The 16,469-nt window shown below is 32.1% G+C and carries 16 protein-coding genes and 1 pseudogene; 9 read left to right on the top strand and 8 right to left on the bottom strand.

The genetic code is table 11. The annotated features are described in order from the left end of the window. Positions 1–13 precede the first annotated feature (13 nt). The 6 genes from sucB to brnQ all read left to right on the top strand — a co-directional run bounded on the left by sucB (position 14) and on the right by brnQ (position 7,638). Positions 14–1,285 (top strand): dihydrolipoyllysine-residue succinyltransferase, encoded by a 1,272-nt coding sequence (gene sucB / locus HMPREF2737_RS02320; RefSeq protein ID WP_037551432.1) that lies wholly within the window; start codon positions 14–16, stop codon positions 1,283–1,285. A 991-nt stretch (positions 1,286–2,276) separates the two neighbouring features. Then, complete coding sequence (locus HMPREF2737_RS02315) at positions 2,277–3,083, top strand: VOC family protein (RefSeq protein ID WP_037551426.1); 807 nt, start codon at positions 2,277–2,279, stop codon at positions 3,081–3,083. Between the two features lie 35 nt (positions 3,084–3,118). Beyond that, positions 3,119–3,322, top strand: coding sequence for a DUF6501 family protein (locus HMPREF2737_RS02310; RefSeq protein WP_029376685.1), 204 nt, complete (start codon positions 3,119–3,121; stop codon positions 3,320–3,322). 150 nt (positions 3,323–3,472) lie between these two features. Next, the gene (locus tag HMPREF2737_RS02305; protein WP_037551425.1) at positions 3,473–4,264 is read left to right on the top strand and encodes an ATP-binding protein; all 792 of its coding nucleotides are present in this window, start codon (positions 3,473–3,475) and stop codon (positions 4,262–4,264) included. 12 nt (positions 4,265–4,276) lie between these two features. Next, on the top strand, positions 4,277–6,166 hold the full coding sequence (locus tag HMPREF2737_RS02300; RefSeq protein ID WP_037551424.1) for a vWA domain-containing protein: 1,890 nt from the start codon (positions 4,277–4,279) through the stop codon (positions 6,164–6,166). Positions 6,167–6,294: 128 nt separating this feature from the next. Further along, positions 6,295–7,638 carry a branched-chain amino acid-like transporter carrier protein BrnQ3 gene (brnQ, locus tag HMPREF2737_RS02295; protein WP_037551423.1) on the top strand — a complete coding sequence of 448 codons (1,344 nt, stop codon included), beginning with the start codon at positions 6,295–6,297 and terminating at the stop codon, positions 7,636–7,638. A gap of 76 nt (positions 7,639–7,714) precedes the next feature. Here brnQ and HMPREF2737_RS02290 read toward each other — a convergent pair whose 3' ends face one another. The 3 genes from HMPREF2737_RS02290 to HMPREF2737_RS02280 are packed head-to-tail and all read right to left on the bottom strand — an operon-like array spanning position 7,715 to position 9,828. Then, positions 7,715–8,884 carry a toxic anion resistance protein gene (locus HMPREF2737_RS02290; protein WP_037551421.1) on the bottom strand — a complete coding sequence of 390 codons (1,170 nt, stop codon included), beginning with the start codon at positions 8,882–8,884 and terminating at the stop codon, positions 7,715–7,717. A gap of 26 nt (positions 8,885–8,910) precedes the next feature. Further along, positions 8,911–9,537, bottom strand: coding sequence for a 5-bromo-4-chloroindolyl phosphate hydrolysis family protein (locus HMPREF2737_RS02285; RefSeq protein WP_037551419.1), 627 nt, complete (start codon positions 9,535–9,537; stop codon positions 8,911–8,913). Between the two features lie 21 nt (positions 9,538–9,558). Beyond that, positions 9,559–9,828: an acylphosphatase gene (locus tag HMPREF2737_RS02280; RefSeq protein WP_037551418.1), complete on the bottom strand. Its 270-nt coding sequence runs from the start codon at positions 9,826–9,828 to the stop codon at positions 9,559–9,561. Positions 9,829–9,991: 163 nt separating this feature from the next. Between HMPREF2737_RS02280 and msaA the strand changes: the two genes are divergently transcribed. The 3 genes and pseudogenes from msaA to HMPREF2737_RS02265 form a co-directional block, all read left to right on the top strand. Beyond that, positions 9,992–10,300: a regulatory protein MsaA gene (msaA, locus tag HMPREF2737_RS02275; protein WP_037551417.1), complete on the top strand. Its 309-nt coding sequence runs from the start codon at positions 9,992–9,994 to the stop codon at positions 10,298–10,300. A gap of 204 nt (positions 10,301–10,504) precedes the next feature. Continuing rightward, positions 10,505–10,705 carry a cold shock protein CspA gene (gene cspA / locus HMPREF2737_RS02270; protein ID WP_002433901.1) on the top strand — a complete coding sequence of 67 codons (201 nt, stop codon included), beginning with the start codon at positions 10,505–10,507 and terminating at the stop codon, positions 10,703–10,705. A 249-nt stretch (positions 10,706–10,954) separates the two neighbouring features. Continuing rightward, positions 10,955–11,443 (top strand): annotated as a pseudogene (locus HMPREF2737_RS02265) (IS30 family transposase); the annotation flags it as partial. A gap of 472 nt (positions 11,444–11,915) precedes the next feature. On the opposite strand, the gene lysA reads toward HMPREF2737_RS02265, so the two are convergent. The 5 genes from lysA to dapD all read right to left on the bottom strand — a co-directional run bounded on the left by lysA (position 11,916) and on the right by dapD (position 16,456). Next, complete coding sequence (gene lysA, locus HMPREF2737_RS02260) at positions 11,916–13,181, bottom strand: diaminopimelate decarboxylase (protein WP_037551416.1); 1,266 nt, start codon at positions 13,179–13,181, stop codon at positions 11,916–11,918. A gap of 2 nt (positions 13,182–13,183) precedes the next feature. Continuing rightward, entirely contained in the window at positions 13,184–14,260 is a 1,077-nt protein-coding gene (locus tag HMPREF2737_RS02255; RefSeq protein ID WP_037551415.1) for an alanine racemase, read from the bottom strand. A 6-nt stretch (positions 14,261–14,266) separates the two neighbouring features. Then, the gene (locus HMPREF2737_RS02250) at positions 14,267–15,418 is read right to left on the bottom strand and encodes an amidohydrolase (protein WP_037551414.1); all 1,152 of its coding nucleotides are present in this window, start codon (positions 15,416–15,418) and stop codon (positions 14,267–14,269) included. A gap of 92 nt (positions 15,419–15,510) precedes the next feature. Further along, the gene (locus tag HMPREF2737_RS02245) at positions 15,511–15,717 is read right to left on the bottom strand and encodes a hypothetical protein (protein ID WP_037551412.1); all 207 of its coding nucleotides are present in this window, start codon (positions 15,715–15,717) and stop codon (positions 15,511–15,513) included. A 19-nt stretch (positions 15,718–15,736) separates the two neighbouring features. Further along, entirely contained in the window at positions 15,737–16,456 is a 720-nt protein-coding gene (dapD, locus tag HMPREF2737_RS02240; protein ID WP_037551410.1) for a 2,3,4,5-tetrahydropyridine-2,6-dicarboxylate N-acetyltransferase, read from the bottom strand. Positions 16,457–16,469: the final 13 nt, after the last annotated feature.

Here is a 16,469-nt window from a genome sequence, read left to right as displayed (position 1 = left end):
AGGGGGAAATATTATGCCAGAGGTAAAAGTTCCAGAATTAGCAGAATCTATAACAGAGGGTACCATTGCAGAATGGTTAAAAAATGTGGGAGATAGCGTTGAAAAAGGCGAAGCTATCCTAGAATTAGAGACAGATAAAGTAAACGTTGAAGTTGTTTCTGAAGAAGAAGGTGTACTTCAAGAACAATTGGCTTCTGAAGGCGACACTGTGGAAGTCGGCCAAGTTATCGCAACTGTTGGCGAAGGTAGTGGTAATGCTTCTTCAAGCAAAGATGAATCTTCAGACCAATCTCAATCTGCGAACAATGATGAAGCGACTAAACAATCAGCTCAACCAAAAGAATCTCAATCAAATAATGAAGAAACACAATCCAACCCTAACAATCAACGTGTTAATGCAACGCCATCAGCTCGTCGTCATGCACGTGAAAACGGTGTAGATTTAAGCACTGTTTCTGGAAAAGGAAACGATGTTGTACGTAAAGATGATGTCGAAAATAGCCAAAAAGCAGCTCAATCCCAATCTTCTCAAGAAGCAAGCAAAAAAGAAGAACCTAAAAAATCTACAGGTTCACCTAATAAACCTGTAATTAGAGAAAAAATGTCTCGTAGAAAGAAAACAGCTGCTAAAAAATTATTAGAAGTTTCTAATAATACAGCAATGTTAACTACATTCAATGAAGTAGATATGACAAACGTAATGGAATTACGTAAACGTAAAAAAGAACAATTTATTAAAGATCATGATGGTACTAAACTAGGTTTCATGTCATTCTTTACAAAAGCTGCAGTTGCTGCATTGAAAAAATATCCTGAAGTCAATGCTGAAATCGACGGCGATGATATGATTACTAAACAATATTATGATATAGGTGTAGCTGTTTCTACTGATGACGGTTTATTAGTTCCTTTCGTACGAGATTGTGATAAAAAGAACTTTGCAGAACTTGAAAGAGCTATTGCTGACTTAGCAGTTAAAGCAAGAGATAAAAAACTTGGTTTAGATGATATGGTTAATGGATCATTTACAATTACTAATGGTGGTGTATTTGGTTCAATGATGAGTACACCAATTATTAATGGTAACCAAGCAGCTATTCTAGGTATGCACTCAATCATTACTCGTCCAATTGCAATTGATAAAGATACAATTGAGAATAGACCAATGATGTATATTGCTTTAAGTTATGACCATAGAATTATTGATGGTAAAGAAGCAGTAGGATTCTTAAAAACGATTAAAGAATTAATCGAAAGCCCTGAAGATTTACTTTTAGAAAGCTAAGCTCAAAGGAATATAACCTCAAACTAATATTGATACAACGGCGTCACATCGTCGTTGTATTTTTTGACTCTATAATAAATTGGACTGATGACTAAAAATCATCAGTCCAATTTTTATGTTTGAATACAAAAATGGCGCAATTACCTCTATAATTATTAGCTACCAAACAAAATAAAAAAGAAAGGTAATGCGCCTATGTGTAAGTTATATTAAATACATAAAAAAACCAAAGATGATATTCAATTAATATTATATAAGCAGTGCTAAGACTATATTCAATGCCCTTAAAATAAATCGAGGTGTTATAATGAAGAACAAATAAAATTAAGAGTTATAGTTCACAAAATGCCAAGTGCACGAATAATTAAGGAAAAATGGAAAAGAGAAACAAGAAATGGATAAGTTACTTGGAATATATAAATCAATCACAAAAGAAGCTGATTTATCTAAAATTGCCATATAAGTCTCTGATGAAGAGTTAGAAGATATATTACTTGGCCGAAAATAAATAACACTCATTTATAAAAGTTCATAAGACATTTGTATAGAAAATTCAGATTGTGATTTTTAGAGAACAGCAAATAAAGTATTTAAGTAATTAGCGTTTATATTATTGACTAATTATGGAATAGATAATTCTTATAATAATTATTACATCTCTTAAATAATCCAACTATTATATTATAAGTATAGTCATTACTAATTGACTAAAAAACGAACTATTTTTAATTATATAAAATTAAATCATTAGTTAAAAGGCATATTTCAAATCACCCCCTACCTTATAGAATAAGGGTAGGGGAGGACTTGTTAATATTTATTATAAATTTGTATTTATATTCATTATACGAATTTTATCAAATTTATATTTCTCTTCGTATGTATTTTTTGAACTCATTAAATTAACGGTCCATTATATAGTTCATGATATAAATCATATTTAAAATGCGTTATAATAATTAAGAAAAGACAAATATTAGGGGTGTCATGCATGAGTGGACTTAGAAGTGTCACATTAGGGACAAGTGATCTTTCTAAAACAAATAAACTATTTAAAGATATTTTAGGACTAAATGTAGCATCTAAAAATCAAGCTTTACGTTTTGGTGATGCAGATTTAAGTCCAGGTACACGAATACATTTTGTTGAAGTGCCAAATTCTGAATATGAAAATCAACATATCGCTAGTGTTGGTTTGAGAACGCCGACAGATTCAGGATTGGATGAGTATCAAACGATTTTTAAAGATAATCAAATTCAAGCAAGTGAAATTACTGAGTTAAACGGTAATAAGCATTTTAATTTCGAAGATAGCAACCATCAAATTTTTGATATTTATTCGAATGAACATAATACGGGCGTCGGACTAGGCACACCCACTTTTGATAGTACAGTAAATCCGCTACACCAAATTCAGGGACTTGGTCCTATCATTATTAAAGTTAATGAATTGCCAGTTACAGCATCTATCCTAAAGAATGTATTTAACTTAACTCATTATGCTGAGTACGAATCAACAGAGTTTCCTGACCAAGTGATACAAGTATTTCAAATTGGCGAAGGTGGTTTAGGTGGTGAACTTCATTTATATCAGCCTAATGAACCTATTGAATTAAAAGAAGAAGGCATCGTTGAGCAAATTGAATTTAGTGCAAATTCAGTTGAAGCATTCAACAATGCACAAAAGGAATTAGATGACATTGGCATTCCTTATCAGACATTAAATCAAGGCGATGCTCAATCACTACGTATTACTGAGAATAGTGGCATCTCATTTATTTATACATTAGAAAAGTAAAACAATAATTATATGGAGGCATGAAATTTATGGCAATGTTACATGAAACATGGAAAACACGTACACCTATTAAAAAAGTTGAAGTAATTAATACAGATGCTAAGAAATTTACAGTTTCTGATATGTTAACTGTTGGAAAGCAATATGATGTTATTAATGAAACTGAGGAATACTATCAAATTATTGATAATTCTGGTTTAGTCGGTGGTTATTATAAAACGTACTTTAAAGAAGTTTAGTATCAATAATTAAGCATGTTCATGATTTAATCAAGACTTGGGGGTTATTTTGAAAAAGTGATGTAACCGTTGAAATATACTCAACATTACTTTTTCAATGCAACTTCTTAGTCTATTTTTCATTTTAAAGAAGGAGAGTAAACTACAAAAATGATTAAGAATCAATATATTAATTCAGATGAATCCGTATTTAACGATGCTAAAGCATTATTTAATTTAAATAAAAATATATTACTTAAAGGGCCAACAGGTTCTGGTAAAACCAAATTAGCGGAAACACTTAGTGCAGCTGTTAATACACCAATGCATCAAGTTAACTGTTCAGTAGATTTAGACGCTGAAAGTCTACTTGGTTTTAAGACAATTAAAACAAACGAACAAGGTCAACAAGAAATTGTTTTTATAGATGGTCCTGTAATTAAAGCAATGCGTGAAGGACATATCCTTTATATTGATGAAATAAATATGGCCAAACCTGAAACCTTACCAATACTAAATGGTGTTCTAGATTATCGTCGTCAACTTACAAACCCATTCACTGGAGAAGTGATAAAAGCGGCGCCAGGATTCAACGTTATTGCCGCAATTAATGAAGGCTATGTAGGTACACTTCCTATGAACGAAGCTTTGAAAAACCGTTTTGTTGTTATTCAAGTAGATTATATAGACGGTGAAATATTAAAAGATGTTATTAAGCAACAAAGTCAACTTCAAGATGATGCTATTATTGAACAAATTATCAAATTCAATGAAGATTTACGTACAATGTCTAAACAAGGACAAATTTCTGAAGAAGCAGCTAGTATCAGAGCATTAATAGATTTAAGTGACTTAATTACTGTAATGCCAATTGAGCGTGCTATTCAACGCACAATTATCGATAAATTAGAAGATGAGCGTGAACAACAAGCAATAAAAAATGCGATTGAATTAAACTTTTAGAGAGGGATTATTATGAGCGATCGTTTTATCAAATTTAATGATGAGCAATTAGATGCTAAGCAAGTTATGATGCTACAGGACTTAGCGCGCTTACTTCTTAAAAATGAGCAAACACAAGTTAAAATTCAAAAATTCCCTTACTATGATCCAATTAATAACATATTGATCACAAGTTGGTTCTGGTCGCACCGTCCCGAGCATATAGAGAAAGCCGGACTTAAAACTGACGTGATGCTCGCAGCTTATGGGTATCAAATGATGGATGAATCTATTGTGAATGAAGTATTACATGATAATGAGTTTGAACACCCTAAGTTTTATCAGCAAATTTTTAGATTACTAGAAGATATGCGCGTGTTTAATCATATTCGTAATGAACGCCCAAGTACTTCTAAATTAATAGATTTACGTTTACAAACGAGATTGTCTTATACTGAATCTCAAATTAAATTCTATAAAACTAAAACTGTGTATACTGATTTACTATTTTTATATTTAGAAAAAGCATTTCTTAGTCAGAATTTCTTTGATATTCCAATGATGCATTCACAATTAGACGATATTTTGAATTCTATGTTTCAATATCTGCCTAACTTTTTCCAAAATGAAACATCAGAAGATAATATGTACTTAGCTCAACGTATCATGTTCCAAATTGATGATATGTTAACCAAAGATATGTTAAATGAATATTATCATCTCCCTCGTCGTGTATATGAGGCAATCCATGAAATGACGTTTGATGAGTTAAAACGTACAGATGCGAGTAATGTAGATGGAAAAGACAATACCTCTGAGGATACTGACTCTGAGACTGCTGAAGCTGAAACGAATGCCCAAGATAGTAAATCAGAAGGCGGTGCTTACCTTGAAATGGAACTTCATGAGGGCGAGAATAGTGAGGTAATAAGTGATAATGATACTGCTCGTGAAGGTGATTCTACAGACGATATGACAGACATGATGACCAAAAAGGGTCGCGGTTCTGACAATACATTAAATAATGATGAAGGTGGCTCTATAGGAGAGAATGCATCATTCGCACTTAAAGGGATTAATGAAAATGTAGAAGTTAAATGGAATGTTCCCGATATCGAACCGGATTACTTATTAGAGTATCAAAATGTTAAAAACGATGTTCAATTTGAAACTAAGGATTTAATTCAAATTATCAAGAAAACTATTGATCGCGAACATGTTGATGAGCGACATAACCTTACTAAAGGTCGTTTGCAAAGAGATTTAACAAATTGGTTTATCGATGATCAATATAAATTATTTTATAAAAAACAAGATTTAAGTAAAACGTTTGATGCCACTTTTACTTTATTAATTGATGCATCTGCAAGTATGTTCGATAAGATGGAAGAGACAATCAAAGGGGTTGTTCTTTTCCACGAAACATTGAAAGCATTAAATGTTAAACATGAAATACTTGCGTTCAATGAAGATGCATTTGATTCTGATGATCGTAAACAGCCTAACATCATTGATGAAATTGTTCATTATGATTATTCAACCATGGAAAAAAGTGGCCCTCGAATCATGTCTTTACACCCACAAGATGATAACCGTGATGGCGTAGCTATACGTATTGCTAGCGAACGCTTGCTAAGAAGAAGTCATAATCAACGTTTCTTGATAGTATTTTCCGATGGTGAGCCTTCAGCCTACAATTATGCACAAGATGGTATTTTAGACACTTATGAAGGTGTAGAAATGGCCCGCAAATATGGTATTGAAGTATTTAATGTGTTTTTGAGTCAAGATGTTATAACAGAAGATATTGAACAAACCATTCATAACATTTATGGTCAATACGCATTATTTGTAGAAGGTGTAGAAAATTTGCCGAGTCATTTATCGCCATTACTAAAAAAATTACTTCTAAAATCATTTTAATAGATATATGATTTCTATTTTAAATATTTATTAACTTTTCAAATTTTCTGAAATCACATAGACTTGTAAATCCTTTTTATGCTAGAATGTTTAATATTGCAAACATACACATAAAAAGGAGCAATTCTATGAATAAGAATACTTGGATAGTAGGATTTACATTATTCGCTATGTTTTTTGGCGCAGGTAATCTTATTTTCCCACCAAATTTAGGCCAAGATAGTGGTCATTTCTTTTGGCCAGCAGTTATCGCATTTTGTTTAACAGGAATCGGCTTACCATTGTTAGGCGTTATCGTTGGCGCATTAGATAAGCAAGGCTATGTTGGTTCATTAAATAAAATATCACCTAAATTTTCTGTAATATTTTTAATTATTATATATTTAACAATAGGGCCTCTGTTTGCAATTCCGCGTACAGCTTCGACTTCATTTGAGATGACTGTGACACCAATTGCTCATACGAATAGTAATTTAGTGTTATTTATATTCACTCTTATCTATTTCCTAGTCGTTCTTTACCTATGTATAAATCCAGGTAAAATTGTAGATCGTATAGGATCTTTATTAACACCATTATTATTAATAACAATTTTAGCAATGATTATTAAAGGATTTGTTGATTATAATGGTAATGCACCATCTCATGGAAACAAGGTTGATTACAATTCAGCTATTGGAAGTTTCTCAAAAGGCTTTACAGAAGGGTATTTAACTATGGATGCAATCGCAGCAATTGCTTTTTCAATGATAGTAGTTAACGCGATAAAAGCTACAGGGGTTAAACATGCAAATCAAATATTTAAACAAACAGTTATGTCAGGCTTAATTGCAGCCATAGCGCTTGTATTTATATATGTTTCATTAGGATTTATAGGCAATCATATGAACGTTGACAGCGCGACACTTAAAAATCTGACAGCTAAAGATCAAAATGTTGGTGCTTATTTATTAACAACAATGGCGGCGAATGGTTTTGGTATCTTCGGTAAATATTTATTGGGTATTATCGTTGCACTCGCTTGTTTAACAACTGCTTGTGGCTTAATTGTATCTGTAAGTCAATATTTTAATAGAATATTCCCTAAAGTTTCATACAAAGCTTATACAATATTCTTTACTTTGATTAGTTTCATACTGGCAAATTTAGGTTTAAATGCTGTAATTTCTATGTCAGTACCAGTATTGAGCGTTATTTATCCTATAGCAATAACTGTTGTATTACTAATTTTACTTGCACGATTCATTCCAACTAAACCAGTTGCACAGCAAGTACCAATTGCAGTTATTAGTATTGTTTCAATATTAAGTGTTATAAGTACTAATGGTTGGGTGAAGATGTCATTTATAGATGCTTTACCGTTAAAGCAATATTCTTTAGAATGGTTTCCAATAGCAGTAGTCGCAACTATTATTGGATATGTCGTTGCTAAATTCGTAAACCAAGACCATATTGTTTATCAAAAAGAATAGCTATCTAAACGAATTAATTATAATAAAAAAGCACATCATACTCATTTTGAGTTGTGATGTGCTTTAATCATTTTAGCTATTCCTTCTTCATCGAAAGTAAGTGTTGTTTTAATTCATCTTCTAAGCCAACAAGTTCTTTCTCAGCCTCTTTACGCTTTTGACGACCATTTTGTTGGATTTGAAGTGTTTGTTCAATTGTTTCAATAATATCACTTTGCGTTGTTTTAAGTGTTTCAATGTCTACAATGCCACGCTCATTTTCCGTAGCAGTTTCAATGGCATTTTGTTTTAACATAGCCGCATTCTGAGTAAGTAAATCATTGGTTGTATCTGTTACGGCACGTTGGGCAGACACTGCATTACGCTGTCTCATTAACGTAAGGGCAATTGCCATCTGATTTTTCCAAAGTGGAATACTTGTAAGAATAGAACTTTGAATTTTCTCAGCCAATGCTTGATTAACGTTTTGAATCATGCGAATTTGTGGTGCAGTTTGTATTGCAATTTGACGAGATAATTGTAAATCATAAATACGCTTATCTAAGCGATCAACAAATTGCTCCATATCCGCTACGGCTTGTATATCCATTTGATTACCAGTTTGATTGGCATGTTCTTGTAGTTTCGGAATGTCGTTCGTTTGTATTTCATGTTTTTTTCTTTTAGCGGCGGCGATATATAAATTAACATCATCAAAGTAATCTTTATTTTGTTGATATAATCCGTCTAATAATTTGATATCTTTTGATAGATTATTTTTGTGTTTATCAAGCTGAATTGTAATTCTATCAATTTGGGAACTTACTGATTGCATCCTAGAAAACACTTCATTAATTGAAGCTTTGGTACGTTTAAAAAAGCGCTTAAGTTTGGATTGTTTCTCTGGATTTAACTCATCAGGATTTACAGCTTTTAACTTAGTCATTAATTGATTAAGTGAATCTCCAACAGGTCCAATATCTTTAGTCTGCACTTCATCCAGCATTTTATGTGAGAATTGAGACATATTTTCTTGCAAATGTGAGCCATATGATAATAGACCATCATTGTCTAAAGGTTTAATTTGTTGACTAATACTTTCAATTTTTTGCATTTCTTTATCACTGAATTGTTGCTGAAAATCATCTAAAACTGTATTTTGATTCGCTAGACTGACATTGCTATTATTATCTAGTTTTTTTAGTTGTTGTTGTACTATATAATCATCTAATGGATGTGAGTTGTTAAATTGATCATTTCGAGGCATTTAAAAAATCGCTCCATTTCTTTATTCTAGTTATCTTTATGACGTTTTTGTTCTAATTTGTTAATTTCCATTTCAACATCTAGACGCTCGTAATCATCTTCATTGATTCTCTTCAGATCAGCAATCAACGTACGTTTAACTTCATCTAAAGTTATACGAGTATGTTCTAATTTTTGTTTTTCTTCAATAGTTTTTTTCGGCATTTTTGCTAATCGAGTATATGACTCTATTAAATTTAGCGCATTATCTATATGCGAATAAAAGAAACTCTCTACTTTAAAAAACATTGCTGGCCTTTGTTTAACAGCAAAATGAATTGATTTTGAAATCCTATATATATCATTGATTTGTCTGAAATCTTGAATAGATCTTACATTAACAAATGATTTTAATATTGTTCGTATCTTATCTTGTGTTTGCTTTAAATGGTTGCTTACGTAATGATAGTCTCTTCGTGAAAGACCAATTTCTGTTAAATACTTCCTAGACGTGAGTCGTTGAGTAGGGAAGTAGGACACAAAAAACATCCCAATACCAACCAAAGCGTCAATAATAAATGAAAGATCAAAGCTAAATACGCTGACCATCCAAGATACCATAGCTACTGGAATTCCTACAATTACGCCTAAAAGTCGAGAAATATTATATCTCAAATTACATCTTCCTTTTTATATTTAAATCGATTTAAAATCAGAAAAATCTTCACTCACATTAGTATCTTCAAGCTCATAGTGTGTAACATGTGAAGCAGGTGATGCACCCTCAGTTACAGCATTAATAAACTGTTGGATGTCATCGTCATTACCTATTGCATATATTTCAACATAATCATCTACATTCTGGACAGTGCCTAGAATATGATACTTATTCGCTAATCTTTGTGTATAATATCGAAAGCCTACACCTTGAACCGTCCCAAACACTTGTAAATGCTTTTGCTTCATAGTATCACTCCTTATACTTATTATACGAAGTTTTATACTAAAAAACTAATAATTACTATGGAATAAATAGGCTATCGGACAAAAGTATGAGACATTATATTTTTAATTCAGATATAAAATAGTTAAAATAATTATTATAGGCTAATTGAAAGGGGAAATATATATGTGGACAGTTGCCAAAATTAGAGCTGACTATGAGGGATGGTGGTTATTTAGTGACTGGACAGATAAAATTATAGAGCAATATCAATTTACTTCATATGATGAAATGCTAAACTACTACATTAACATAATTTCAAAAAGTAAAGATTATTACGATAATTATGTTGTTGGAAAATACAATATTCATGCGTTTTATAACAATTGCGATTTAAACTTTTGTGAAGATTGTGAAGAAGATTTACAAATATTTTATAGTTTTATTGTATTAAATAATAAAGAAGTATATTATAATCTACCAAAAATTAATTAAAAGATAATTTTCTATAATTGTATTGCAATTTGGTAAGAACTAACATATAATTATTATTAAGCAATGGTTTTATTCCATATTGCAAAGAATATCTGTAAGAGTTATTTATAGCGTTTTGTTATTAATACATAATTGTCACATGTATTTTTTGTAATATGCGAATAATGCATATTGAAAGAATTTAGTCTTGGAGGTTTCAGAATTATGAAACAAGGTACAGTTAAATGGTTTAACGCTGAAAAAGGTTTTGGTTTTATCGAAGTTGAAGGTGAAAACGACGTATTCGTACACTTTTCAGCAATTAACCAAGATGGTTACAAATCATTAGAAGAAGGTCAATCAGTTGAATTTGAAGTAGTTGAAGGCGATCGCGGTCCTCAAGCTGCAAACGTTGTTAAACTATAATAAATAGATTGTAAAATATTGACTTTAGTAACACCTTACCAAGATGTAGGGTGTTTTTTTATTTTTAAGTTAAAATTGCTTAAGAAAAAAGTTCTACGAAAAATGAGATTAATGAAACTATCAATTTGTTTCATTAATCTCATTTTTTATAAAGAAAGTTTGTCTTTAATTCAATAGTACAAAATACAATATAATTTTTATTATATATATTATTATACCGATAAGTAGGAGAAAGGAGAAGTGATTATGCAAGAATTTGGTCATCTTGAAGGTGACACTATCATTGGCCGTAATCATGGGAGTGCTGTCATAACCTTAGTAGAAAGAATCTCTAAGATGATTTTCACTATACGACCTCAAAGCCGCAAGGCAGATGATATTGAAGATGCTCTTCACTCTATGTTTTCAGCTTTACCTCCTCATATATTTAAATCGATTACTTTCGATTGTGGTAAGGAGCTCTCCAACTGGAAAACTATCTGTAACCGACACGATATCTCGATATTCTTTGCTGACCCCGACACTCCGTCGCAATGTGGATTGAATGAACATTCTAACGGGATACTTAGACGCAATGGATTAGATAAAGAATTAGACTTTAATTCAGTCACTGATCATCTTATCATTAGTGTTGCTCAAAATATTAATCATCGTCCCAGAAAATCGCTGGGCTATAAAACACCATTGGAAGTATTTATGACTTTTATCGAAGATGAGAAATTGTCTAGTTTATTTTGACAAACGAAATTATTAAAAGATACTAAATATACTCATTATTTAATGACAAATTTGATAGTCTTATTTTTTACCGATGCTATTTTAATATTTTTTCACTTATTGCATCTATACGTTTCAATACTGGAGTAACTATTATTACTTTAATTACAGGATATATTCTCATAAAAGTTACAGACAGTATTGATAAAATTAAGCTTTTACTATCTAATTTTATCAAATTCGATAGTAATATTAGCTTTCCAAAAAATTTATTAATAATGAGTGTTATTACTTTATTATACATAGTAGTTATATATCTTGTATCAAAACTTATTTTTAAAAAATTACAATATTAGTAATCATATATCTTAATAATAAAATTAATTATTAAGATATTAAAAACCTACGTAGCAAAATTTATAAAGTCTACGTAGGTTTTAAGTTTAAACTTCTCTTTTAACATTCTTAAGAATTATTTTTTAATTGTTAATTTTTATTTAGTGTCGTTAATAATCAATTGACGTAAGGATTGGCGTTTAATAACTTCACGTGCTTTACCATCTTTTAAGAAAAATACAGGTGGTTTCTGCATTTGGTTGTAATTAGAAGCCATTGAGTAATGATATGCTCCTGTAGAAAGAATCGCTAGGTAATCACCACGTTGAACAGAAGAAGGGAGTTTTGCATCACGAATAATGATGTCACCTGATTCACATAATTTACCAGCAATTGTTACTGTTTCATCAGCTTCTTCATGACGGTTTACTAATAATGCTTGATATTTGGCACCATATAATGCAGTTCTAATGTGATCGCTCATGCCACCATCAATTGAAACATATTTGTTTACTTCAGGAATTTCTTTAATTGTACCTACTTCGTATAAAGTAATTCCAGCTTCTCCAACAATAGAACGGCCTGGTTCAATACCAATTTCCGGTACTTCATAATTTAGACGTTCAGTTTCAGCTTTGATTGCATCTGTAATTTCTGCAATACCTTCTTCAATAGGGAAGCTTACATCTCCTTCAACGTATTTGATACCGAAACCTCCACCTAGATTAAGTAATTCAACTTTGATATCATTTTCAGAAAGCCAGTTAAGCACAATCTTAGCAGTTTCAATCATCGCTTCAGTTCCTTCGATTTGAGAACCAATATGGAAGTGAATACCTTTTAGATGTAAACGTTTAGAGTCGCTCACTTTATTAACCGCTTCAATCGCTAAGCCATGGCGAATTGATAAACCGAATTTACTATCTTCTTGGCCAGTTTGAATAAACTCATGCGTATGTGCTTCAACACCAGGATTTACGCGTAATACTACATTTACAGTGTCGCTCGCATATCTGTCGATTAAATCAATTTCCTCAAGTGAATCGATAACAAAATAACCAACGCCACTTTCTAAAGCGTATTGTATTTCACGTTTAGTTTTGTTATTTCCATGAAAGTGGATCTTACTTGGGTCAAACTTTGCTTCTAATGCAGTATATAATTCACCTTCAGAAACTACATCTAATTGTAAGTCTTCTTCTTGTACTAATTTGACCATTTGGATACATGTAAATGCTTTCGAAGCATATGAAATATTATATTTTAAACCGCTTTTTTGAAAAGCTTTATGGTATCTACGCATTTGATTGCGAATTTCATCTTCGTCATAAACAATAGTAGGGGTACCAAAACTTTGAGCAAGTGTTTTTAAACTTGTACCTGCCATAGTTAATTCACCATATTCATTATATTTTAATGCCATTTTTATCTATACTCCTTTATGAGAGAATCATGATTCATCGCACTAAGTTGTTCTGAGTTAGCGCCTACACCTTTGAATGTATATTCATCAATGCGTATATCGTTATTATATAATATCACTTCATCTTGTGCATGGACTTCATCATCAACTTCTACAAACATGTGACTCATCATTAATGCGCGAATAGGGTAGCGTTTACCTTTAATTAAAGCTTCATGTTTAGCTCTCGATTTAAGAATACCATCTCCATAGCCTACATCTACAACTGCTAATCGTGTATGATCTCTTGTAGCTTCAAATGCAAAACTATACCCACAATTATCTCCAGCATTCACTTCACGCACTTGTATCACATTACCTTTTACAGTAAGAGATTGTTTAATACTATACTCATCTAAATCACTATATGGTCGAGAACCATACAATGCAATGCCTACACGCGCATGTGTATGATAGGGTAAAAGTTTCTGACCTTCACGATAGTAACTTGCACTATTTTGCGCATGAATTAAATCAAATTGATAACCCTCATCTAATAAGGTATCGACTATATTTAACCATGCTTCACGTTCTATACTATACTCAGGCACATCAAATTCATCTGCATAACCAAAGTGCGTCCACAATCCACTAATAATCATTTTGTCTTCATTTGAGTTAATATAATGATCATTGAGTACTTCTCTAATTTCTTCTAATGTTTTAAATCCTGAACGATGAAGTAAATTTTCAAATTCTAAGTGCACTTTGACACCATTCAAATCATTCTTATATTTGTAATAATAGGCTAATGACGGTAAAGTCATTTGTATTTGATATTTTCTTACTTTTTCAAAATCATAAACAGCGTTCATTAAGAATATAGTGGCATCAGGTGCTATTTCTCGTACTTTAATGGCTTCTTTTAAAGAGGTAGTGCTGAATGTATTAATTCTAGCTTTTAAAAAAGTAGTAACAGCAAACTCCAAACCATAATGATAAGCGTTGTTCTTCACCACAGCCATAATTGAATTATCATTTTTAACTTTAATAGCATTTTGTAAAAACGCTTCTTTATCGACGGACCATATTGCTGTCAATGTGAATTACTCCTCTCCATAATGCATTAATAATTGTTCATAATAATTTGCTACATAGATTAATACTTTCTCATCAAAATTAAGATGAGACGTATGAAGTCCAGTCACATAACCTTTGTCTTCATTACGCGTACCAACGAATGCAAAGTAGGCAGGGGCTAACTGTTGACCATAGAAGCTAAAGTCTTCACCAAATAAAAATGGTAGGGGTTTATCTATAACTTCTAGATTTGCAGCATTAATTGCTTGTTCTACACTCGCACGCAATTTAGGACTGTTCATAGTAGGTGGGTAGCCTTCTTCAAATTTCACTTCACAATCCACATTAAATAATAAGCTTACACTCTCAGCAATTTTATGCATTTGCGTTTTTACTACATTTAAATCATTTGGATCATAAGTTCGAATCGTTCCTTCTAAATATCCATGGCTAGCTACAGTGTTAATAGCTTCTCCAGCTTCAAAATGACCCATATGAACAATATTTCGTTTTAAGCCATTAAGATGATACTGTTGTATTTGTCCTACTTGATTTAGAACGTGTAGAAGGGCTTCACCACAGGAATGACCTTGCTCTTTATCTGCAACATGACTTGATAATCCTTTTAAGAAGAAGCGATATTCAGTTGCACTTGCTGTAATTTCTTCATCACGGATAACAACTTGTCCTTCATCGGCAAATGGATTAACATGGATTCCAAAAACAGCTTCTATTGGATAGTTATTAAACGCACCTGCTTTAATTAGACGATTCGCTCCGCCACCAGTTTCTTCGGCAGGTTGGAAGATGAATACAACGTTGTGTGGAAGCGTTCCTTTATCGAACATTTCTTTGCAGCGTTTAACAAATAACATTAATGCCGTTGTATGTCCGTCGTGACCACATGCATGCATTACATTATCCGTTTGACTTCGATAATCGACATCATTTTCTTCAAAAATTGGTAACGCATCGATATCCGCACGAAATGCAATGGTATGATCACTATTACCGTTTAAGTATGCTATTGCACCAGTTTCAAGAGGGCGCTCATATGACACTCCTAATTCGTCTAAAAACTGTGTGATGTAATTTGTCGTCTCGAATTCATGTAAACTTAATTCTGGATGTTGATGTAAATGTCTTCTATGTTTAGTTACAAACTCTAATTCACTCATCATATCATTCCTTTATTAACTTAATTTGTCTTATTAATATTGTAACTTATTTCATCTTTTTATGTATGAGGTGATATTAATTTAAAATAGTATTAATTTTGAAATAGAGTCGCATGGTTTTTTTGTCCACTGCTTGGGTCTATTGGTAAAAATTCTAAATAAATACGCTTTATTATGCCAAATCCACTCTTCATAAGAATAACTAAAACTGAGAAGGGCTCAGTTAAGCGCCTTCTCAGTTCAATAAGGCCATTGTGATTATGCAATACAGCTATAAAATAGTCTTTTGTCATTGCCACTTATCAAATACTCATATCATTAGTCATTTAATTTTCTTAATGCTGAAACAATTTCACGTTTAGAGTCTTCAACTTCCGAAGTTTGTTTAATCACTTTAGCAGGGGTACCAGCTACAACTGCACCAGCTGGAACATCTTGAGTAACAATAGCACCTGCAGCGACAATCGCGCCTTCACCAACATGAACACCTTCTAAAATAACTGCATTAGCACCAATTAATACATTATCATCTATGACTACTGGTGAAGCACTAGGAGGCTCAATTACGCCAGCTAGAACGGCGCCAGCACCTACATGCACATTCTTACCAGTTGTCGCACGACCGCCTAATGTAGCATTCATATCAATCATAGTTCCTTCACCAACTACAGCACCAATATTGATTGTTGCGCCCATCATAACGACAGCACCGTCTTCAATAATAGCTTGTTCACGTATAAATGCACCTGGTTCAATACGCGCATTTGTATTTGTTAAGTCTTTAAGTGGAATTGCTGAATTACGACGATCCATTTCAATTTCTAACTCAGTAATTGTATTTTGATTTGATTCATAGAATGATTTCCAATCATCGGCTTCACAAAAGATTACTTTAGAATTGTCGGAACCAAATACTTTAAAAGAATCAGGGAAGGTAACACCATCAAAATTGCCATTAACATATACTTTTAATGGTGTAGATTTTTTGGCGTCACTAATATATTGAATAATTTCCTCAGCTGATAAATGTTGTACCATAATTTAAGTCTCT

This window comes from Staphylococcus sp. HMSC069D12, from assembly GCF_001810405.1.
Classification (GTDB): domain Bacteria; phylum Bacillota; class Bacilli; order Staphylococcales; family Staphylococcaceae; genus Staphylococcus; species Staphylococcus haemolyticus.
The sequence above is the reverse complement of the archived record's forward strand: the minus strand, read 5'-3'. Positions and strand labels throughout refer to the sequence as shown.